Origin of the sequence: Salinispirillum sp. LH 10-3-1, assembly GCF_030643825.1 — a bacterium.
Classification (GTDB): domain Bacteria; phylum Pseudomonadota; class Gammaproteobacteria; order Pseudomonadales; family Natronospirillaceae; genus Salinispirillum.
In genome coordinates, this window is record NZ_CP101717.1 from 2,708,492 (window position 1) to 2,729,431 (window position 20,940).

General features: G+C 53.3%; 21 protein-coding genes. 12 read left to right on the forward strand and 9 right to left on the reverse strand.

Features of this window, described 5'->3' with window-relative positions; genetic code table 11:
* The first annotated feature begins 1 nt into the window (after position 1).
* Both NFC81_RS12350 and thiH read left to right on the forward strand, forming a co-directional pair.
* Positions 2–769: a thiazole synthase gene (locus NFC81_RS12350; RefSeq protein WP_304994781.1), complete on the forward strand. Its 768-nt coding sequence runs from the start codon at positions 2–4 to the stop codon at positions 767–769.
* Positions 770–795: 26 nt separating this feature from the next.
* Positions 796–1,905: a 2-iminoacetate synthase ThiH gene (gene thiH, locus NFC81_RS12355; protein WP_304994782.1), complete on the forward strand. Its 1,110-nt coding sequence runs from the start codon at positions 796–798 to the stop codon at positions 1,903–1,905.
* 47 nt (positions 1,906–1,952) lie between these two features.
* Here the strand turns inward: thiH and NFC81_RS12360 are convergent, their stop codons facing one another.
* A complete protein-coding gene (locus NFC81_RS12360) occupies positions 1,953–2,804 on the reverse strand; it encodes a CYTH domain-containing protein (RefSeq protein ID WP_304994783.1) in 852 nt (283 codons plus the stop codon).
* Positions 2,805–3,107: 303 nt separating this feature from the next.
* Between NFC81_RS12360 and hemN the strand changes: the two genes are divergently transcribed.
* The 6 genes from hemN to NFC81_RS12390 all read left to right on the forward strand — a co-directional run bounded on the left by hemN (position 3,108) and on the right by NFC81_RS12390 (position 9,317).
* A complete protein-coding gene (gene hemN / locus NFC81_RS12365) occupies positions 3,108–4,484 on the forward strand; it encodes an oxygen-independent coproporphyrinogen III oxidase (RefSeq protein WP_304994784.1) in 1,377 nt (458 codons plus the stop codon).
* A 43-nt stretch (positions 4,485–4,527) separates the two neighbouring features.
* Positions 4,528–5,487 carry a sigma-54 dependent transcriptional regulator gene (locus NFC81_RS12370; RefSeq protein WP_304994785.1) on the forward strand — a complete coding sequence of 320 codons (960 nt, stop codon included), beginning with the start codon at positions 4,528–4,530 and terminating at the stop codon, positions 5,485–5,487.
* Positions 5,488–5,681: 194 nt separating this feature from the next.
* Entirely contained in the window at positions 5,682–6,467 is a 786-nt protein-coding gene (locus NFC81_RS12375; protein WP_304994786.1) for a hypothetical protein, read from the forward strand.
* A 17-nt stretch (positions 6,468–6,484) separates the two neighbouring features.
* Positions 6,485–8,179, forward strand: coding sequence for a solute carrier family 26 protein (locus NFC81_RS12380; RefSeq protein WP_304994787.1), 1,695 nt, complete (start codon positions 6,485–6,487; stop codon positions 8,177–8,179).
* A gap of 222 nt (positions 8,180–8,401) precedes the next feature.
* The gene (locus tag NFC81_RS12385; protein WP_304994788.1) at positions 8,402–8,842 is read left to right on the forward strand and encodes a YeeE/YedE thiosulfate transporter family protein; all 441 of its coding nucleotides are present in this window, start codon (positions 8,402–8,404) and stop codon (positions 8,840–8,842) included.
* Between the two features lies 1 nt (position 8,843).
* A complete protein-coding gene (locus tag NFC81_RS12390; protein ID WP_304994789.1) occupies positions 8,844–9,317 on the forward strand; it encodes a YeeE/YedE family protein in 474 nt (157 codons plus the stop codon).
* A gap of 174 nt (positions 9,318–9,491) precedes the next feature.
* Here NFC81_RS12390 and NFC81_RS12395 read toward each other — a convergent pair whose 3' ends face one another.
* From NFC81_RS12395 to NFC81_RS12405, 3 genes are all read right to left on the reverse strand, one after another.
* Complete coding sequence (locus tag NFC81_RS12395) at positions 9,492–10,670, reverse strand: cytochrome b5 domain-containing protein (protein ID WP_304994790.1); 1,179 nt, start codon at positions 10,668–10,670, stop codon at positions 9,492–9,494.
* Positions 10,667–11,974, reverse strand: coding sequence for a ferredoxin reductase family protein (locus tag NFC81_RS12400; RefSeq protein ID WP_304994791.1), 1,308 nt, complete (start codon positions 11,972–11,974; stop codon positions 10,667–10,669). Before NFC81_RS12400 ends, NFC81_RS12395 begins: the two co-directional genes overlap by 4 nt.
* A 95-nt stretch (positions 11,975–12,069) precedes the next feature.
* Positions 12,070–12,360, reverse strand: coding sequence for a YkgJ family cysteine cluster protein (locus NFC81_RS12405; protein WP_304996984.1), 291 nt, complete (start codon positions 12,358–12,360; stop codon positions 12,070–12,072).
* 181 nt (positions 12,361–12,541) lie between these two features.
* Between NFC81_RS12405 and NFC81_RS12410 the strand changes: the two genes are divergently transcribed.
* From NFC81_RS12410 to NFC81_RS12420, 3 genes are all read left to right on the forward strand, one after another.
* Positions 12,542–13,303 carry an alpha/beta fold hydrolase gene (locus NFC81_RS12410; protein WP_304994792.1) on the forward strand — a complete coding sequence of 254 codons (762 nt, stop codon included), beginning with the start codon at positions 12,542–12,544 and terminating at the stop codon, positions 13,301–13,303.
* Positions 13,304–13,443: 140 nt separating this feature from the next.
* The gene (locus NFC81_RS12415; protein ID WP_304994793.1) at positions 13,444–13,740 is read left to right on the forward strand and encodes a Bor family protein; all 297 of its coding nucleotides are present in this window, start codon (positions 13,444–13,446) and stop codon (positions 13,738–13,740) included.
* A 5-nt stretch (positions 13,741–13,745) separates the two neighbouring features.
* The gene (locus NFC81_RS12420; RefSeq protein WP_304994794.1) at positions 13,746–14,054 is read left to right on the forward strand and encodes a hypothetical protein; all 309 of its coding nucleotides are present in this window, start codon (positions 13,746–13,748) and stop codon (positions 14,052–14,054) included.
* Positions 14,055–14,168: 114 nt separating this feature from the next.
* Here NFC81_RS12420 and NFC81_RS12425 read toward each other — a convergent pair whose 3' ends face one another.
* Positions 14,169–14,873, reverse strand: a complete 705-nt coding sequence (locus tag NFC81_RS12425; RefSeq protein ID WP_304994795.1) for a hypothetical protein — start codon at positions 14,871–14,873, stop codon at positions 14,169–14,171.
* Between the two features lie 14 nt (positions 14,874–14,887).
* The gene (locus tag NFC81_RS12430) at positions 14,888–15,403 is read right to left on the reverse strand and encodes a hypothetical protein (protein ID WP_304994796.1); all 516 of its coding nucleotides are present in this window, start codon (positions 15,401–15,403) and stop codon (positions 14,888–14,890) included.
* 458 nt (positions 15,404–15,861) lie between these two features.
* Between NFC81_RS12430 and NFC81_RS12435 the strand changes: the two genes are divergently transcribed.
* A complete protein-coding gene (locus tag NFC81_RS12435; protein ID WP_304994797.1) occupies positions 15,862–16,872 on the forward strand; it encodes an IS110 family transposase in 1,011 nt (336 codons plus the stop codon).
* 162 nt (positions 16,873–17,034) lie between these two features.
* On the opposite strand, the gene NFC81_RS12440 is transcribed toward NFC81_RS12435, so the two are convergent.
* The 3 genes from NFC81_RS12440 to dnaJ form a co-directional block, all read right to left on the reverse strand.
* Positions 17,035–18,174, reverse strand: a complete 1,140-nt coding sequence (locus tag NFC81_RS12440) for a hypothetical protein (RefSeq protein WP_304994798.1) — start codon at positions 18,172–18,174, stop codon at positions 17,035–17,037.
* A 604-nt stretch (positions 18,175–18,778) separates the two neighbouring features.
* Positions 18,779–19,576: a 4-hydroxy-tetrahydrodipicolinate reductase gene (gene dapB, locus NFC81_RS12445; RefSeq protein ID WP_304994799.1), complete on the reverse strand. Its 798-nt coding sequence runs from the start codon at positions 19,574–19,576 to the stop codon at positions 18,779–18,781.
* Positions 19,577–19,665: 89 nt separating this feature from the next.
* Positions 19,666–20,793 (reverse strand): molecular chaperone DnaJ, encoded by a 1,128-nt coding sequence (dnaJ, locus tag NFC81_RS12450; protein ID WP_304994800.1) that lies wholly within the window; start codon positions 20,791–20,793, stop codon positions 19,666–19,668.
* Between the last annotated feature and the right edge of the window lie 147 nt (positions 20,794–20,940).

Consider the following 20,940-nt stretch of genomic DNA (forward strand, 5'->3'; position numbering starts at 1 on the left):
CATGTTCACACTCGGCGATCGTACATTTAACTCTCGACTATTGACCGGCACCGGCAAGTTTTCTGGCACCAAGCACATGCTAGCAGCGTTGCAGGCCGGTGAAAGCGAATTGGTCACCTTAGCGCTGAAACGCGTCAGCCTGGATGATCCGGCCGACGACCTGTTCAGCCCTTTAAAAGCCGCAGGCTTTCAACTGCTGCCCAACACCTCGGGCGCACGCACCGCAGAAGACGCCATTTTGGCCGCGCATCTGGCGCGTGAAGCCATGGGGACGCCGTGGCTCAAGCTGGAGATTCACCCCGACCCGCGCTATTTGATGCCCGACCCGATAGAAACCTTAAAGGCCGCCAAAGAGTTAGCACGCGAGGGCTTCATTGTGCTGCCGTACATTCACGCCGACCCGGTGCTGTGTAAGCGTTTGGAAGACGTGGGCTGCGCAGCAGTAATGCCGTTAGCCGCACCCATTGGCTCCAATTTGGGGCTAGAAACCCGCGAGTTTCTGCGCATCATCATTGAACAGGCGCAGGTGCCAGTGATTGTGGATGCCGGTATTGGCGCGCCCAGCCACGCGGCGGCGGCCATGGAACTGGGGGCCGATGCAGTGCTGGTGAATACCGCCATTGCCACGGCAGCAGACCCGGTGGCGATGGCGACGGCCTTCAAGCTCGCGGTGGTCGCTGGCCGCATGGCGTACGAGGCAGGCCTACCGGGCCAACACCAGCAGGCGCAGGCGTCGAGCCCGCTCACCGACTTTTTGCTCACTTCCTAACGTACTGGCACAGGCAAGCACCCATTATGTCCTTCACAGACACCTTAAATACCCTGAGCTGGGGCGCCGAGCGCCTGTCGCTGATGAGTAAAACAGCGGCGGACGTAGAGCGCGCACTGGGTAAAACGCAGCGCTCGTTCGAGGATTTCAAGGCGCTTATCAGCCCAGTAGCCAGACCTTATATAGAAGCCATGGCGCAGCAAAGCCAAGCCTTAACGCGCCAACGCTTCGGCCTGAACCAACAGTTATTCGCGCCCTTGTACCTCAGTAATGCCTGCGCGAACGTGTGCACCTATTGCGGTTTTTCGATGGACAATCACCTGCGGCGCAAAGTGCTGAACGAAGCAGAAATCGACCGCGAAGCCAATGCGCTGGCGGCCATGGGTTTTCAACACATTCTGTTGGTGACCGGCGAAGCGCCCAAGGTCGCGGGTGTGGACTATTTAGCGGCGGCGTTGCAGCAACTGCAGCCACGCTTTGCGCAGGTCAGCATGGAAGTGCAGCCGCTCGACCAACCCGACTATGAACGCCTGCAACAACAAGGACTGCACGGCGTGCTGGTGTATCAGGAAACCTATCATCGCGGGGTGTATGCGGAACATCATCCCGTAGGAAAGAAGGCCGACTTTGATTATCGGTTAGCAGCGCCAGAACGCTTGGGCAATGCGGGCGTGCATAAAATCGGCCTGGGCGTGTTGCTGGGCCTGACCGACTGGCGCACCGACTGCCTGATGATGGCGCACCATTTGCGCTATTTGGAGCAACGCTATTGGCGCAGTAAATTCAGTGTGGCTTTCCCGCGTTTGCGCCCCGCAGAAGGTGATTATCATGTGGCCCAGCCGATTGGCGACGCTGAACTGGTGCAGTTAATTTGTGCGTGGCGGCTGTTCAGCCCGGATCTGGAGTTGAGCCTGTCCACCCGCGAGCGCGCGGATTTCCGCGACCGGCTGCTGCCCTTAGGCATCACTACATTGAGTGCCGCTTCGAAAACCCAACCGGGCGGTTACGCGGTGGATGCCGACGCCGCGCTAGAACAGTTTGAAATTGATGACGCACGTTCGGTGGGTGATGTGGTGAGGGCAATCCAACACGCCGGTTACCAACCCGTTTGGAAGGATTGGCAACCGGGGTGGTAGGTCAGGCGTTTACACCCGTCGCACCAAGGCAGGCGTGAACACCTACCCTACAGCACTGCGCTGTGATGCAACATCCACTGCCCTAACCGCCGCATGCCGGGTAAGTCGCCCCAGTGCAGTACATCTTCTTGCAGGGCGGTTAACAAACCGTGCAACAGCCCGGCATGAATGTCGCCGCGCTCCGACAAGCCCACCAGCGTATGTTTAAGATCTTCCCGACTACTGGGCAGTGCTTCGCATTGGCGACACAATGCCGACGCCCAAACCGCCAAAGGCGCATTCTGGTTCGGCGTTTTAGGCCAGTCGTTGACGCCGTTCACCAGCCGGTAACCGCGCTCAGCTTTGCTGATGTCGGAAGGCAACAGAGTAATGCTAGTGGCCAACTGTTCGGCCATAGAAAACAAATCCGCAGGCGTTCCACTGACCAATTCCAACTCTATTTCCCCAATCGGCTGCGTGGCATCACCGGCACACGCCAGCCCTTGGTCCAACACCAGTTCAATCACGCTGTCGTTGTGGATCACTTGCCAAGCGTGGCGCTCAAAGGTCGTTTCAAACAACGGCTGCACAGCGTCCAGCTTCAAACCAGCGGGCAACACTTCTTTAGGCAGCTTTCCCCATTCTAAAGCCGGCCCAGCAATTGGCATCTCCCATTCTTGCCGGGCGTGTAATCCACCCTGCGCTTCCCCTCTGGTCTTCAGGGTTTGTAACCACTGGCTACCCTTATTGCGCAGGCGCAAGGCAATGCCCGCCTGCGTTAACGCTTGCTGCGGTGTGTCGCAATAAATGTTGCTGAGGGTGAACTGCTCTGCCGGTATATTTTGCAGCAGCGGGTGCGCGATTAGAGATGCGCGAGCCGATGCAGGCAGCAACAACTTCAGTTCTATTTCGGTACTCATGGCACACCTCGGCACGGCTTAAGCATTGATTATTCTATGTATTAGACACTTAAATAGCCGTATGAGGCCAGCCCTAGCCTAAGTTACATTCGTAGGAGGCCAGCCCTCTGGCCGAACATTCGCGCAGAGGGCTGCGCTCCTACAACAACCTTCGCGCAGAGGGCTGCGCTCCTACAACAACCTTCGCGCCGAGGGCTGCGCTCCTACCAAACTGCACTCTGATTGATGGGGATCAATAAACGTCCGGCCAAACTTGCGTACGCTCCTGCCTATACATTCACCTATGTGCAGGACAATTGAACCATGGCACTTGCCGATATTCTATGGAAGCCGGACACCATAGCACGCTATAACGTCAGCGGCCCACGCTACACCTCCTACCCCACAGCGCTGCAGTTTGGGCCCATATCACACACCGCGCTGCCAGACGCGTTAGCATTAGGTGAGCACAACGCTCCTTTGTCACTCTATGTACATATCCCATTCTGCCAACACCTTTGCTATTACTGTGCCTGCACTAAAGTCGTCACACGAGATCAAAGCAAGGCAGATCGTTACCTCGATGCATTAGAATATGAGATGCAGCGCTTGGCTCCCATGGTGCGTCATCGTCCAGTACGGCAATTGCACTGGGGTGGCGGCACACCAACCTTCCTGAGTACCGAACAAACAGCGCGCCTGTGCCAGATGCTGAGCCAGAATTTCAAGCTGGAACCCAATGACCAAAAGCGCGAATTTTCCATTGAAATAGACCCCCGTGTGACGTCGCTCGAACAGCTGGAACAACTGCGCAGCTGGGGCTTTAATCGTCTGTCGATGGGCATTCAGGATTTTCACAAACCTACACAAGAAGCGGTACACCGTATTCAGTCACTTGAAATGGTAACGGAACAAGTCGAAAAGATACGGGCCCTTGGCTTTCATGGTATCAGTTTTGACCTCATCTACGGCCTGCCGCATCAATCACTTACCAGTATGAAGCGCACTCTGGAGCAGGTCATCGCTTTGGCACCGAATCGTATTGCTTGCTACAGTTACGCCCACTTGCCTGAACGCTTTGCCGCCCAAAAACGTATTCTCGCCAGCGATCTGCCAACCCCGGAAACCAAAGTGGAACTACTCCATACCATCGTGCAACAACTGCAAACTGCAGGCTACCGCTACATTGGCATGGACCACTTTGCATTACCCGACGACGGACTGGTTAAAGCCCATGAAAACGGAACGCTGCAACGTAATTTTCAAGGGTATTCGACGCATGGCAATACAGACCTCCTAGGCTTAGGTGTATCGTCGATCAGCGCCATCCAAGACATTTACTTACAAAACCACGCTGACCTGGACGTCTATCAAGATACCGCACAGTCTATGGTGCCAACGTATCGCGGCTATCGCATGCATGAGGACGACCGCATTCGGCGTCGCATCATTATGGACATCGCTTGCCAAGGCTATGTTAACTTTGCCTACATGTGCGACGAATTCGCGTTCGACTTTCAGGCCTACTTTGCGCGCGAGCTGGAAGCCCTAATACCCTTAGCGGAAGATGGCTTGATTGTGTTGACCGAAGATGACCTTACCGTCACTGAGATCGGTCGTTTGTTGTTGCGGCCTATCTGCATGGTCTTTGACGCATACTTGCCATCACATGGCCAGACCCGATACTCACGTGTAATATGACTTTACGGCGATCTGCGTCACCGCTCATAGGATGAATAACACAGTGCCAAAGATTTTGAAGTCTCCCGAAATCGTCCCGCATAATTTTGGCGGGCTTCTTACCGTCGCTCCCAATATGCTGGAATTTATGGCGCAAGCTGCTCGGGTCGCCCGCACCAATGCGTCTATTTTAGTGCGTGGTCCCAGTGGTTCAGGTAAAGAGCTGGTCGCCCGTTATATCCATGATCATTCACAGCGCGCAGGCAACACCTTCAGCGCCATCAACTGTGCGGCGCTGTCGCGTGAGTTGATGGCTTCGGAACTCTTTGGCCACAAGCGCGGTGCCTTCACTGGCGCAACGCACGACCGCACCGGTTTGCTGCAACTGACCGATGGGGGCACCTTATTTTTGGACGAAATTGCGGAAATGCCGCTCGACATCCAAGCCGGGCTGCTGCGCGTGCTGCAAGACCGCTGCTTTACACCGTTAGGCTCCAGCGAAGTTATTCATACCGATATTCGTTTAGTCTCCGCCACTCATTCATCATTGCGCCGATTGGTCGCCCAAGGCGGTTTTCGCGAAGACCTAATGTACCGTATTCGGGTGGTGCCGCTCTATTTACCCCCGTTGCGTGAGCGCATCGGCGACATTGAAATGCTGACGTGGGACTTTATCAAAACGTTAAATGCCGAAAACGAGCGCACCGTCACGGGTATCACGCGGATCGCTCACGATGCCCTGCTGAGCTATCACTGGCCGGGCAACATCCGAGAACTGAGCAACGTCATCGCGTACAGTCACGCCATTGGGGAAGGCCCAGTGATTGACCTGCCGGACCTGCCTCCTGAATTGCGTGGCGAAGCGCCACCTGACGAACGCGCGCCCATGGAGTCCAATGACGAGCGCAGCGCTCTTCGGGCATTGTTGCAACAGCATCAGGGCCGTAAACAGGTGGTGGCGGATGCTCTGGGGATTTCACGGGCGACCTTATGGCGGCGCATCAAGCAATTCGGTCTGGATTAAGAAGTTAGCTGCGTTGTCAGCTCTTCGATAACCGCAGTTGTTTAAATTTCGTTTCAGTGTTTCAGATAAATGAAACAAAAAGACATCGTTCAGCCAGAAAGTTTTAAAAATATCTATATATTTCAATACGTTATAAAACTGGCACGCTTCCTGTAATAGCTCTCGCATCTACCCAATTTAGCGAGAGCAATACTATGCCACACTCCATGGTTTGGTTACCCACAGAAGAGATCATTAACAAGATCCCTTGCACCTGCATTGATGGTCGCACACCGGGCCTGCGCTACAGCGTCGCGGGCGGCAGCCTGGGCCTACTGCTGCACACCCTCGCCCGTATCGAACAGGAAAAAAACACCCCGTTCACGGATGCGCAGATTAGCCAATACGTCGATTTATTCATCACCGATGTCGCCCCCCTATACCTGCACACCGACCAGCATGCATTGGATTTGATCTATGCACGCATGGGTATCGCGCCGGACACGCGATTGCGTGACATGACCGAAGCGCAGCAACGCAGCTTTATTGCCTTTGCCACGCAAACCGACTTCCAAGGCTGTGGCCATGTGAAGTTAATGATGACGCACGAGGATTACCACGTGCCCCTGCGCTTGATACAAGCGACATTGCGCGAGTTTTTTCAGTTGTTCTTTGCACGCCACGAACGCGTACTGTTCGATGTCCTGGCCGGACGCCATAGCGAAGAGCGCGTACTGTTGCTCGATGAGCAAGGCAGTATGGAGATCGAACGTCAGTCGGCGCTGTACCTGGAAGCCCCACAAGGCGAGAACCAGTTCTTCTGTCACCGCCCGCTGAAACGCGCCCTGATGGCGCGTTTCCAAAAAGCCTTAAACGCTACTGAATTACCCAGTTTAAGCAGCACCAACTGGGAAGGTTTAGCCAAGGAGCACGACCAAGCGGCAGAGAAAACGCTGCAGCACTTGGCACCGCACCTCCCCATCGACCATATTGAATTATAAGCCCGGAGGACGTAACGATGACACGCACCGACTTAACAGCCACCGCTAAGCGCTGGGTTCCGGCCCTTGAATGGCTACCCAACTATCGTAAAACAGACCTGCGTGGCGATCTGATCGCCGGCATTACCGTGGCCATGATGCTGATTCCGCAAGCCATGTCCTATGCTCTGCTCGCTGGCCTGCCACCTTATATCGGCTTATACGCCGCTGTACTGCCCTTGCTGGTCTATGCATTTTTTGGCACCTCTCGTCAGCTTGCTGTGGGCCCTGTGGCCATGGTTGCCTTGCTGGTCGCCAGCGGCGTATCGGGCCTAGCAGAACTGGGCTCCGAGCGCTATATTGCGCTCGCCATCGGCTTATCCTTATTAGTCGGCATCATGCAGTTCGGCATGGGGGTGTTTCGTCTCGGTTTTCTGACCAACTTTATGTCACACCCGGTCATATCGGGCTTCACCAGTGCCGCCGCGCTGATCATCGGCTTCAGCCAGCTGAAGCATATTGTTGGCTTGCAGCTGCCTAACACCGAGAACATCGCACTGACCTTCTGGAACACCATTACGCAGTGGACAGACATCAATCCGATGGCTCTGACTATCGGTTTAGGGGGTATCGTTCTGCTGCTGATCATTCGCCGCATCAACCCTATGCTGCCCGGCGCTATGATCGCCGTGGTGTTGTCGACGGTGATTGTCTGGTTGTTTGATTTAGACGTTAACGCCGGACTGTCGGTGGTCGGTGCTGTACCTGCTGGTTTCCCTGAATTGTCCGCCCCGGATGTCTCTCTTGGTGATCTGCGGGATCTTCTGCCCATTGCGTTAACCATTGCGTTTGTTGGCTTTATAGAAAGCATTGCCGTGGCGAAAAAGATCGCCCAAGAGAAAGGCTATGAAGTAGATCCCAACAAAGAACTGGTGGGCCTTGGTTTAGCGAATATCGTCGGGGCGTTCTCCAAAGCCATGCCAGTAACCGGCGGCTTTAGTCGTACCGCCGTGAACAAGAACGCCGGGGCTAACACAGGCCTGGCATCAATGATCACTGCTGTATTGATTGGCATTTCGTTGCTGTTGTTCACCCCCCTGTTTTACTACATTCCGAACGCTATTCTGGGTTCGGTCATCATGGTGGCGGTATTTGGGCTGATCGATACGCACGAAGTGAAGCATCTTTGGCAAGTAAAACGCGATGACCTCGCCATGCTGGGCGTAACCTTTGCGGCCACCCTGGTATTGGGCGTGAAAACGGGGATCTTCCTCGCCGTCGGCCTGTCGATGCTGTGGTTTGTGGTCAAAACGACCCGCCCACACTACGCCATTTTGGGTCGCTTACCCGGCACCATGGTGTATCGCAATATTGAGCGACGTGCCGACGCTGAAACAACACCTGGCGTACTGGCGTTGCGCTTCGATGCGCAGTTTTACTATGGCAACGTCACCTTCTTAAAAGACACTTTAAAGAAAGCCGAAGCCAATATGACAACACCCCTGCGCGCTGTGGTGTTAGATGCGAGTGCAGTGAATCAACTGGATTCTTCAGCGGATACCGCACTGCATGAACTGCTGCAAGATTACCGCAACCGTGGCATTCAACTGCTCTTCGCCAGCGTTAAAGGGCCAGTAATGGATGTCATGCAGCGCAGCGGTTTTGCTGAAAAGTTGGGGCAGGAGAACTTTTATTTAACCACGCATGAGGCAGTGGAAGCAGCCAGTGACTGATAACAACGTGGGAGGCCAGCCCTCTGGCCGAATGGTTCGCTCGCGGCGGGTATGAATACCCGCCCCACAACGGCGCAACCAACCGATTGAAGTGCGTGTAGGGCGGATGTTTACACCCGCCGCAAATTGAAACAACAATGAAACAAAAAACCGGTTGATTTTTACCTCTACAAAGGTATAGTCTGCCTCACTACTTTAGCAATTACTAATAAAGAGGTTCCTATGGAAATAGTTAACTTTACACCCATCTCCGCCTTCATCGGTGGCGGCCTGATCGGCTTGTCAGCCGCCATGCTGTTGCTCATGAAGGGCCGCATTGCCGGTATCTCTGGCATCGTTGGTGGCGTCATCTACCCTGAAAAAGGCGATATGGACTGGCGGATCGTATTCGTCATTGGCCTAATTATCGGTGGTTTTATCTACCAATGGCTCGGCCTTGGCGTTGGCGTTGAGCACATCGTACCCGTAGTCAGTACGCCATGGTTGATCGTTGCAGGCCTGCTGGTCGGCGTCGGCACCACCATCGGCACCGGCTGCACCAGTGGTCACGGTATCTGTGGTTTGGCGCGTCGTAGCCCACGTTCCTTAGTGGCCACGCTCAGCTTTATGATTGCCGGCTTTGCCATCGTTTACGTTATTCGTCACCTGATTGGAGGTTTGTAACATGCAAAATACAGCTCGTTTAGGCGTTGCCCTCTTCGCCGGTATTTTATTTGGCTTCGGCCTGTCCGTCGCGCAGATGATTGACCCAGCCAAGGTCGTCAACTTTTTAGATGTGTTCGGTACTTGGGACCCATCACTCGCCTTCGTAATGGGCGGCGGCTTGTTGGTAAACGCCATTGCAACACCGTTAATCATGCGTCGCGCCAAGCCGGTATTCGCGGAGATCTTCCGTGTACCCACGAAAGCCGATGTCGATAAACGTATTGTGATCGGTGGTTTGTTGTTTGGTGCTGGCTGGGGTATCGCGGGCTACTGCCCAGGTCCGATGCTCACATCATTGAGCTTCGCAGATGGTGCTATTCTGACCATTGTAGCGGCCTATGTGGTGGGTACCTTTGCAGCGAAGTGGGGCCTAGCACAGCACGAAAAGCGGATGCATTTGAAGCATGCAGCGGATGAAGCCTGCGTGGGCTGATGCACACCTAAAAACTACTACGCTTGCTCTGCCTGCGTTAAAACTGGGTTCGAGATGCTCACTGACTTGCACTAACCCTTACCCGTAGGAGCGCAGCCCTCTGCGCGAACCATTCGACCAGAGGGCTGGCCTCCTACGAACAAACCTTCGGCCAGAGGGCTGGCCTCCTACGTTTTACTGCGCTTCTTCCAAGATCTGCTCGGCCAAGGCGCGGAAATTATTGTACGAACTGGTCGCACCGCTGAACGCATCCAAGGCTTCAGTATCACCGGTCGCAATCAACTGCTGCACATACCCTGGAAAACTCGACAACTGTGATACGCCATTCGGCATGGCATTGCGCCAGCGCGCCGCGTAACCGTAATCACGTAATTTGCTATTGGTGACTGCGCCTTCTTCATTGCGCTGCACTTCATCGTAATGCGCAGCAATCACTCGGCCATCCAATATTGTTACTTCCAACAAGGCAATCCAGCCACGGCCATCAGGGGCGCTTTCAGCGTAATAAGAACCATCCCGATAATCCGACCGTGCATCAAAACCCACAGCCTGTAATGGCGTATCCAGCCATGCATCGGCCAAGGCCAACGCGGCCACTTCCGTAAAGCTGTTGTAGCTCGATGTTGCACCACTGATGACGTCCAACTGGTCAGGATGGCTTTGAATCATCAACTGACGAGCATACGCCGGATAAGACGACAACTGAGAAACACCGTTAGGCACGGCATTGCGCCAACGCGCAGCGTAGCCGTAGTCACGCAATTTGCTGTTGGTCACAGCGCCTTCTTCATTGCGCTGCACTTCGTCGTAATGCACCGCTTGAATACGGCCATTGTGCACCGTTATTTCGATCATGGCGATCCAACCACGCCCATCAGGCGCCAGTTCAGCATAGTAAGAACCGTCTTGCAGCAACGCTTGGTCAGGCGCACCGGCGACTGCGGGTCTAGACACCTGCTGCCGTGCTGGTGCGGTGACTACCGGCTCGTCGATAATCTCAGCACCTTCAAGCACACCAATTTGGTAGTTCGCTAACATGGCCGCTGCACCAGCGCTGTGGCCACGGCCACCGCCAATGGCATCCCAAGCTTCGGTCGACTCCTTACCGCACCAAGCCACAATCACGCGCTCTGGTGTTGGGTGATTCGGGATGTAAGCCGTGATGTCATACACCCGGCCGTTGATCTCTTTCCAGCAGCTCTCTGCCGAATCATTTTGCGCCAATTCGCTGGCCGAAATAACACGTTGGCCACTGGCTGACGCGCCGGCATCCGGGTTGAGTGTGTTCACCAATAACAAGGTGGCCACGGTCGCCACAAAGGCGATGAATAAGGTATAGGCTATTTTGTTCATAGGAAGTCAAACGCCTCGCTGTGTATACGTGAAGAAGGAATACCCAAGCCTTTGAAGACTTGGCGCAAATGATGGATCATCGCCGGCGGACCGCACATATAGATTTCCCGCTCGGCAAAATCGGGGCAGTGCTCCCGCAAAAACGCCTCATTGATCGGCCCTTCTTTGCGGTAATAATGCGCTGTTACATCCAGACCATCGACCTGCTGACCCAGCGTCATCAACTCATCAAGGTAATAGGCACGCTGGTCATCGTTGGCCAAATAAAACAGGTGCGCGCTCACTTCACCCTGACGGTTTTGCACATCCCTCGCGCCACTGACAAACGGCGTAATGCCAATACCACCCGCCAACCACAGCTGTTTACGCTGCGGCTCCACGCGCTCATAGAAGTCGCCATAAGGGCCTTCCACATACACCTGACTGCCCACCGCAACGGTTTGAATGGCTGAACTCGCATCACCCAACGCCTTAATGCCGACCTTCAGGTATTCATCTGACGGGGCCGAAGAGATCGTGTACGGATGCTCCTCGTTGCGTCCTGCACTCAAGTTGCTGTCCAGTGGCGTTAAATAAATAAACTGACCGGCTTCATACGCCATGGTTTTATCCACGGGCTTTAAGCTGATTTCCACCACACCGCGCACCAAGGTATCGACCTTGGCGACTTCATAGCGGTAACGACCAAGGCTGGGCGACAGCACCTTACGCCACACAATGGCACCAATGGCGAACACCGCCATCAACCACCACACCAACGTTTCGGCAGCAATGGGAATGGCGTGCAGAAGCGCCAAGATGACAGCAGGTGCTGAGAACAAATGCAGCCTCTTCCAACGCTGATAGTGAATGCGCCCCACGAAGCCGAAGGTCGGCCCAAGGAAGATCACCATGCACACCAGCGCCAGCCAGCCAGCCCAAATCGGCCACTCGGCCAACGGCGGGAATATCCGCAAAATGGCCGCATCAATGGAGAACGGCAACGCCGCATAAGCCAGTAAGATAACGTGCAACAGCACCAGCACAAAACCGGCAAAGCCGAAGAAACGGTGCACCACCCACAGACGGGCCAAACCGCCGAACCAACGGTCGTAATGTGGCAGGCGAATACTCATCATGGCGGCCAGCAACATCATCGCCAACCCCAGTATGCCCGTCAGGCGCCCGGTCAGCGTCAGCCACCCCACCGCACTGTCGTTAAAAGCGCCAAGCAGGCGTGGCATGGCTACCAGCAAAGGCAGCAGCAGGAAGATCAGCAACAGAATGTCGCCGGGTTTGAAGCGGGCTTTTAGCCAGGTCGTCATGAGTCCATCCTTTTTATGAATTCAAGGTGAAACGTACTGCAGCATCAATAGTCACTGTGGCACGCCAGCTGCCCACTGACAACTCCCTCTAAGGCTTATTGGACAGAAGCTTGACCCGTGTCAATCATTGGCGGCACACCGGTGTCGCGTTCCCACATCTCCAGCAAATTCAGCGCCTCGATGCGGTTGTCGCCGCACACGTCGGCGTCGGCCATGAAGCCACTGCAGACTTTGGGCCGCTCAGGCTGACCAAAGATCGCACAACGTAGATCCGGCAGTAATTGCACACAGGGCACACCGGCCGGCTTGCCGTGCGGCATGCCCGGTATGGGGCTGGAAATGGATGGCGCGATACAACACGCACCGCAGCCTTCTCGGCAGATCATTTTCATGGATTGATATATCTCTTCGTAGAGCGGGGGGCTTTGCAGTAATAGAGCACCCGCCGAGCATCACGGCTACCTGGCGGGTATAAATACCCGCCCTACCCGCTGGGCGGTTCTTTTTACCCCGCACAACCGATATTATGCGCACTACGCGCATTTAAAAGAAGTGAATTGCACACCTATGAAATTGCATCACCGAATCCAGGGCGACGGCGCCCCCGTCATCATCATTCACGGTTTGTTTGGCGACGGTCTAAACTGGGGCGGTGTGAGCCGTATTCTAAAAGACAGCTACCGACTGATACTGCCCGACATGCGCAACCACGGCCGCTCCGCACACGACGACGACATCACCTACCCCACCATGGCGCAAGACGTGGTGGAGCTGATGGACGAACTGGACGTACCCAGCGCGCACATCGTCGGCCACTCCATGGGTGGCAAAATTGCTATGACGCTCGCCCTGCAACACCCTGAGCGCGTGCAAAGCCTGACCGTCGTCGACATCGCGCCCAAAGCCTACCCGGTGCGCCACCGCGATGTATTTGCCGGACTCAAAGCCGTGGCCGACGCACACCCTGAGAGCCGCCACGACGCTGAAGAACTACTGACGGAGCACATTCAAACCACGGACGTGCGGACCTTTATATTGAAGAATTTGGAGCGCACCGACGACGGATTCGCCTGGCGTATTAACTGGCACGCACTGTACGAGCATTATCAAGACTTGGCCGACTTCCCAATTACCGAAGGCCAATACACCGGCCCGACGCAGTTTTTGGTGGGTGAGCTGTCGGATTACGTGACCAAAGAGGACCAACCGACCATTTCTCGGCTGTTCCCACAAGCAACAGGCCGCGTGGTCGGAGGCACCGGGCACTGGCTGCACGCCGAGAAGCCGGAGTTGGTAGCACGGTGGATAGACGGTTTGATTCACGGATGAACGCGCAGCGTCATCCGCCACAACCATACCCCATTTTTTGTAATTACCCTGTAAAGTGCCGATAAGACTTGGTATGCTCAACCCAGTCCAAATCACTTTGGATGTTTACATTCGTAATTGGAATATGAAAAGGAACGAACATGAAAAAATCGATCGCTGCACTGGCAGCGGTAGCTCTGCTGTCAGGCTGTGCTACCGTCACCATGACGCCTGACGGCGCACCCAAAACGACTTCAACTCCTACTTATGAAGAAACACAGAACTTTTTCTTGTGGGGCCTGACGCCTGACAAGCAAACGGTTGATGTGGTTGAAATTTGTGGTGATGCTGATGTACGTCAGCTGCAAACTCAAGATACCTTTATGAACGGTCTGCTGGGCGCAATCACCTTTGGTATCTATGCGCCACGTACGGCGCGCGTTTGGTGTGAGGAGTAATGACTATGAAACGGATTATTCAAGCCGCTGCTGCTGCAGCTGTAATCGGCCTGACTGGCTGCTCGACCATTGAGTTCCAGAACAGCAATGCTTCTGCAACCAACGAACAATACAACTACTGGCACCACAACGTGGCATTGTCTTTGTATGAGCTGTCTGAGCCCGTCAACCTGGACAACTGCAATAGCAACACCTGGAGTTCAGCGACTGTTGAAAAAGACCTGATCAAAGGTCTGGCTGGCTCAGTAGACAACTTTGTGATTTTTGTCGATGTTTGGGACCCTTGGTCAGTCGACCTGAAGTGCGGTAACTAATACAACATCTTTGAGGATTCCCCCTCATAAGTAAGGCCCGCATTGCGGGCCTTTTTTATGCATTCGGACAGTCTAAGCTCACATGTCGACCGTAGTCGACATTCGGGTATGGCACTAGAAATACAAAGAAAAACCAGCAACCAAATTAAACCTTGTACTTCTGCGCGCCACATCATCATCGAGATGCGTTTCACGATTCAGCAAGATAACTCTGGGTATAAAATTCACCGAGAAATTAGGAGCAATGTAGTAACGACTTTCCACTCCCGCCATCAGAGCATACTGGCTATTCTCGTTGTATTCACTGCCGTCTGCATCATAGTCCTTATAAGTATAAAACTCGACTTCACCATAAGGCTCTAGTCTAACCTTATCGTTCAATGCTGTTCGATAGAACACACGAGGCACTGCGGTAAAATGTAGCCGATAATTGACTAGGTTGGCATCATCATCAATATTTGCTCCTCGACTAAGACCAACAGATAATGCCGCCCCTAACGAATCACTCAGCATATATTCAACTCGAGGAACAAGCGACCATGAGCGTGTTCTATTGGTGTAGTCGCCGTTAGCGTCAGTATCACCTTCTCCAAAGTAGCCTACAAAAAGCCCCACATTCACTTGCTCGTTCAGCTGATGCCGAGCCTCAAGCCTGATATTCAATCTGCGCTCTACATTTGTCGTTTCACCATCGACAGTGTCTGTAACATGGTTGATATTGAGATCCGTTAAACGGGTGCGTAACTCCCACTCACCGACTTGTGGTGAAAATTCCTGTGCCTGCGCACGGGAAGCGGCAAGCCTAAACACCTCGCCCACGCCCGCCGTCCCGATTATAAATATTGGATAGGCCAATTCTGTGCGTCGGGATTGGAACGTATTAACATATCAATGTACGCTTGCAGATCATCATCAGACAAACGAACAAACTGGAAATACTGCAAACCGTCACGTACCGTTGTGACTAGCTCATATCGATAGACAGTAATCATGCCTAAACGTGCTTCCACGGTCCCCCATCCGGAGCGGGAATAATTAGTGCCTTTCCGCTTGCCGACATAATTAACTCGATCAACAGCATAAAAACCTTCACGCTCTAACTCCACTACCGCTATTCGTTTACCAGGGACGGTCCTAAGGAAAATGTTTCTGGTAACGTCACCGTCCGCCCGAAGCACCAAATCAATACGATAGTCGAAATGAAGCTCCCCAGCACTTTCATCACTGGTACTGAATGGAAATACAACAAAGGCTCTACTCGCATCCACATCCGCAGGCACTCGAGTGGCACAGCCTTGTATGACGACAATGAACACTAACAATAGTGCGCTGCATAACGTTTTCTTCATGTGATGTCCTTGTGGTTTAAGTATTTACTGGCAGCTGGCTTATCCCAGAACTCGCTGCGCAGTTAGAAAACAATTCATTAAGTGCCGATACGAAACACCTGTAAAAAGTCTTCAATTGACAACATAAACCTTAACAGACGAACACTCACACTCCACATCAAGATGTTAAAGCGCTGGTCACTTATTAATCAGGAAAAACAATAGTTTGACGCCACAAGATAATCCTGCAGCAAATGATTGACGATTTGTTTACACATGGCGAGCAGATACAATAACAGGCAGGTATGAATACCTGCCCTTGTATCTCTCCAGGTGAGGTGATTAGCTATCACTATAACCGTGAAGTGAGTGAGGACGTACCTGCCCTGAGTGCAGTGACGACTGAAACGTAGATTGTCCCCTCACTTCGTTTATCTCTTAAACTGAATGGTATCCAAGCGCCTTTCCAGTGGAAAGTGATGCTGTATGTACAAGGGGAGTGGAGCGAGATGGTTGCTTACGTTGGTATTGATCTCAGCAAAAGCAAAATTGACCTGTGCTGGTTGCGCGACGCAACGGGCAAAAAAGTAAAAACGAAAGTGTTTAAGAACAGTGACTTTCACCTGATCAGTCAGTGGCTAGCGAAGTCGATTGATATGAGCCCAGAGTCCGTTCATATCACACTGGAAGCCACCGGTGTTTATCACGAAGGCCTCGTGTATCACCTGCATGAACAAGGCTATCGGGTGTTTGTAGCCAACCCCGGAAAGGCAAATCTGTTTGCCAAGTCTCATGGTATGACGCACAAGACCGATAAGTCTGATGCAAAACTGCTGGCAAAGTACGGTGCCAGTGAGCCTGCCAACTTACATCGCTGGGAGCCAGATCCGCCAGAAGTGCGAGAGCTGAAAGCTATTTCACGGCGGTTGCATGCTCTGGAAAAAGACCGTCAGCGTGAGACTAATCGACTGGAAAGCAGTCAGATATCCGGCGCATCACTGCGAGTGACTGACTCCATTCACGCGATGATCGGCAAATTGGATGACGAGATTGAGCGTCTGAAACAAGACATTGATGATCGGATTAAAAAAGACCCTGTGCTGGCAACGAATCACGAGCTACTGGGGAGCATCAAAGGTATTGGCGGCGTCATGCAGCGCGAACTGGTCTGCCTTTTTGCGCGCAAGCGCTTCTGTACGGCGAAACAAGTGGCGGCTTATCTCGGGCTGATCCCTCGACTGTGGGAGTCTGGAGTGCTCAAAGGCAAAACGACACTCAGTAAAACAGGCCCTTCCTACTTGCGTGCCAAGCTGTACATGGCGGCGGTGGCGGCAAGCCAGCACAACCCGGACATTAAGAAACAGAAAAATCGCCTGCTCGCACAAGAAAAGAGCAGGATGGCCGCCTTAGGAGCGGCCATGCGTAAGCTGGTTCAGATCTGCTTTGGCGTGATAAAGAACCAGCAACCCTATCAACCTCAGGCGGTTTAGTAACCGCTTGAGGTCGGTGCGGAGAGATGGTATCTACGGAATGGGGAGAAGAGGCAGCGGGTACCTATACCCATGTCGGGCCGCTAGTCTAAAACAAGCACACACAAAAAAGCCGGCTTACGCCGGCTTTCTAAGACTCTAAATTAACCTAAGAAGGTTAGATTAGAAGCTGTACTGTGCGAATGCAGTGAACACGCTCTTCTCAGAGTTTTCGTTCGCCCACTCACCGTTTGCGTATTCAGCACCGTACTCTACGCCAGACTCAGTGGTGTATTTACCACCCAGTTTGAACTGCAGGCCGTTACCTTCACTCAGACCCATTTCTGTTTCTGCGAATGCACTGATAGCACCTTCAGCGTAAGATACTTTAGCAAACACGTTGCCAGAGTCGTCTTCGTCATTCAGGTCCAGAGCATACCAGCCTTCAACAGTGATAGGCGCGAAAGTGGCTTTTGCACCGGCACGGATTGCCATTTCTTCGTTTTCAACGCTAACAGAAGCAACTTGACCGAATACAGAGATATCGTCAGTTGCATTAACAGTCAGCTTAGCAGCCCAAGCTGAATCTTCGATGTTGCCGTTCTGACGGAAAGCAGCTTCTACTTTGATCAGATCAACAGGAGCAGCTTCTACCGCCAAACCGAATGCAGTGTAGCCGTCAGACTGACCGCCTTGTGCTTCACGGTAGCTAAAGTCAGCCCATACTTCGGCAACGTCCAGATCTTGGTGAACCGCAGCAGCGAAACCGAAATCGTCGCTGTCAGCGCCTTCAGACTGAACTTTTACGCCGAATTCTTCAACGGTGTAACGCAGTGCAGCAACAACACCAAAACCATCGTTTAAGCCAGTCTCTGCAGACTTACGGAAATCAGTCAGGCCTTCCAGCTTGCCAACGGTATCGCGGATGCTACCAACTTGGCCGAAAGATACCGCGCCTTCTTCAACTTTCAGATCGTATACACGAACATAGCCGTTGTTTTTGTCGTTGTCATTTACTGCAACGCCAGGACCCCAACCAGCACCACCAGGCTTTTCATCTTCGTTGATACCAACACGGATTTTACCGCTGAAAGGACCATTCGCTACAGTCCAAGTAGCGTTCAACTGATACCAATCTTCGTCAGCTGTTTCATAACCAGGCATTTGGCTGGCACGAGTTTCAGCTTCCAGATCGATTACGCTTTGAACGCGGATAGAGCCAGTGAAGTCTACAGATGCAGTTGATTCAGCTACTGCGGCACCGGCGATGGCCAGAGTCAGTGCAGATACAGCAAAACCAGAAGCAAGTTTAAAAGCTTTCATTCAAGATTCCCCTTTTATTATCATGACCCCGATTCGTGTTTGAACCGGACTCCATAAGTTGGTGAACACCCAACGGGATTGTGCGCCCACCGATTTCTTATCGTTATTCAGTTTGCAGCAGCCATATTACACAGCTATTACAAAAATGAAACCCTTGGCTTCAACTTCCGTAGAGCACACCCAAAACGACGAATTTTTTCATCGGCCTGAATGCCTTCTGCGGTGCAAACGCTCTAGCCAAGGCCCGAACGTGGTGTTATCACACCAGAGAAAACCGAAGTGGTCAACGGTTTTTTGGGCTTGAATTGGGTTTTTTAGCGCGAATTCTCAGTTTTACAATCGGCCTATGAGGTAAAACAGCCATTTATTATTGACCGTATGGAAAAGGTGTTTCAGGTTGTTGATTTTTCAGGCAATTACAGGCGTTTTCAGAAAATGCGTTTTGAAGGTTAACAGTATGTAAGGTTTGTGTAAGGGGCTGCTTTGGCTTTTATATTCTAACAGAGGTAGTTTTCTGTTTTTGTAGGAACGCAGTCGCTTGTAAGAATGTTCGGCGGGTGGATGATATCCGGCAGGTGTTAACACCTGCCCTTGTATCTACGCGTTACAAGCCGAGGACGTTGCGCATATCGTACAGGCCGGCAGGCTGGTCTTTCAGCCAGCGGGCGGCACGCAGTGCACCTTTAGCAAAGGTATTGCGATTACTGGCTTTGTGCGTGAGTTCGACGCGCTCGCCTTCGGTGGCGTACACCACGGTGTGGTCGCCGACGACGTCACCGCCGCGCAACGTAGCGAAACCAATGGTTTTGTTGTCACGCGGGCCTTCAGCGCCTTCACGGCCATAGATGGCGCACTCTTCCAAGTTACGCTTCAATCCTTCGGCGGCGGCTTCACCCAAGCGCAAAGCCGTGCCTGATGGTGCGTCGACTTTGTGCCTATGGTGCATTTCAACAATTTCGACGTCGTAGTCGTCACCCAGCAACGCGGCGGTTTGTTTCACCAAGTCCAGCAGCACAGTAACGCCGACGGAATAGTTAGCAGCAAAGACGATGGGGATTTCTTTCGCGGCCTCGGCAATCTGGTCTTTTTCTTCGCTAGAAAAGCCGGTCGTGCCGATGATGAGGCCGATACCAAACTGGCGGCAGTAGGTAAGATGCGCCATGGTCGCGGCCGGCGTGGTGAAGTCGATGACGACGTTCGGGCGCGTTACGCAGGCATCCAGGTCGTCTATCAAGGGCACTTTAAGGTCGCCAAGGCCACAGAGCGCGCCGATGTCGGTGCCGAGCAGGCTGCTGTCGGGGCGGTCAGTCGCGCCGACAAGAGTGAGTTGTGGGTCTTGGTGGACGAGGCCGACCAAGGTGCGCCCCATGCGTCCGGGGGCGCCGGTGATGGCGATGTTCATGTGTGCGTTCCAAGTTAGATGTATAACAGCAACATGGATATGGCGGGTGTGAACACCCGCCCTACCGGTTCGGCCAGAGGGCTGGCCTCCTACATGTCTTCGAAGAATTTCTTCACGCCGTCGAACCAGTTGGTTTTACGGGGTGAGTGGTTGTTCTTCTTGCCTTCAAGGGTTTCTTGAAACTCGCGCAGCAGGTCTTTCTGTTTGCTGGTGAGCTTCACAGGTGTTTCTACCACCACCCGGCACAATAAGTCGCCACGCGGGCCACCACGCACCGGTGTAACGCCTTTGCTGCGTAAGCGGAACAGTTTGCCGGTTTGGGTTTCTTCCGGCACCTTAAGTTTCACTTTGCCTTCTAAAGTGGGGACTTCGAGTTCGCCACCCAAGGCGGCATCGGCAAAGGAAATAGGTACTTCACAATACAGGTTGCTGCCGTCGCGCTGGAAAATAGCGTGTTCACGCACCATAACCTGAACGAACAGGTCACCCGCTGGGCCACCTTGCATACCCGCTTCACCTTCACCGCTGAGGCGAATACGGTCACCGGTATCCACACCCGGTGGGATCTTCACATTCAGAGTGCGAGTTTCTTCTTTTACGCCGCGACCGTGGCAGTCGTTACAAGGGTCTTTAATAACGGTGCCGCGTCCGCCACAGGCGTGACAGGTTTGCTGCACCGCAAAGAAACCCTGCTGCATGCGCACAGTACCGGTGCCATGACAGACGCCACAGGTGGTCGGCTTGGTGCCTTTTTTAGCGCCGCTGCCGTCACAGGTGTTACAAGACACCAGCGTGGGAACACGGATTTTCTTTTCGACACCGCGTACGGCTTCTTCCAGCGACAACTCCATGTTGTAACGCAGGTCGGAGCCGCGACGAGAGGTTGAACGCCCACCGCGACCGCCACCGAAAATATCACCAAAGACGTCGCCGAAGATATCACTGAAACTGCCGTGCGCGTCGGCATTAAAGCCGCCACCTGCGCCCATACCGTCCAACCCGGCGTGTCCACGCTGGTCGTAGATGTGGCGCTTGTCTTCATCCGACAGTACTTCGTAGGCTTCGCTGGCTTCTTTGAATTTGGCGTCGGAATCGGGGTCGTCGGAGTTGCGGTCCGGGTGGTATTTCATCGCCAGTCGGCGGTATGCCTTTTTGATTTCTTTGGCATCCGCTTGGCGGTCAACACCCAGTACTTCGTAATAGTCTCTTTTTGACATTTTGGCATGTTCCAGCAAACAAAAGGATGGGCCAAGGGAGCACCTAGGAACCTCGCTTTCTCAACCTAGTGTTGTTAAAAATGTTATCAAATGCTCATTTACAATTTGTAAACTGCGCGTTCTCTAACATTTTTGCCTAACCAGATT